Source organism: Rhodocytophaga aerolata, assembly GCF_030503435.1.
Taxonomy (GTDB): domain Bacteria; phylum Bacteroidota; class Bacteroidia; order Cytophagales; family 172606-1; genus Rhodocytophaga; species Rhodocytophaga aerolata.
This window is the reverse complement of the sequence record NZ_JAUKPO010000178.1, coordinates 1-821: the sequence shown is the minus strand read 5'-3', so window position 1 is coordinate 821 and position 821 is coordinate 1. Positions and strand designations below refer to the sequence as shown.

Annotated in this window: 1 protein-coding gene; it reads left to right on the top strand. The window is 43.2% G+C overall.

The genetic code is table 11. The annotated features are described in order from the left end of the window. Positions 1-154: 154 nt before the first annotated feature. On the top strand, positions 155-821 hold a 667-nt coding region (locus Q0590_RS37420), incomplete at its 3' end, for an HTH domain-containing protein (protein ID WP_302042801.1).

The window sequence follows — 821 nt, the reverse complement described above, 5'->3', positions numbered from 1 at the left end:
TGATTCTGGAACAAACTGGCCGGTGATTCTGGGCAAACTGGTCCACCTAAATTTAATAGGAAAACTTATAACTGATTGCATGCCTGTCGACTTGGACAGCCTTATCTTTTAGAGGCTAACCAAGAGATACACTATGGCTAACCAGACAATCAGAATGAATACCCTCAGAGAACTTATTAGTCTAAAGAGCCGGCAGATGAGCGGGCGTATTATAGCAACGGCTTTAGGCATTTCCCGCACCACTGTTAATAAATACATAGAACTGCTTGACAAAACAGGACTCTCAGCTCAACAACTGCTGGCTTTATCAGATGCTGACCTATGGAGGCTATTAGAGCCTCCCATTCTCACTCCCGGTAGATACGCTATCCTCGAAGCTTTATTTCCACAGATAGAAAAAGATCTAAAGAAGACCGGGGTCACCCGTTTGCTTGTCTGGCAGCAATATAGAGGGCAGCATCAGCAAGGCTATGGATATGGTCAATTCTGTTATCATTATCAGCAATGGCTGCTACATAAAGGGGCTACTATGCATTTTGAGCATAAAGCAGGTGATAAACTCTTTGTAGACTATACCGGCAAAAAGTTGTATATTTTTCCCGCCCCTGGTAGCCCACCTACAGAAGTAGAAGTATTTATTGCTATTTTAGGTTGCAGTCAGCTCACATATGTAGAAGCAAGTCTAAGTCAGCAAAAAGAGGCTTTTCTCTCTTGCCTGGAAAATGCCCTGCATTATTTTAATGGCGTACCCAAAGCCATTGTACCGGATAATTTGAAGGCGGCCGTTACTAAAAGCAGCCGTTATGAAGCACAGATCAATG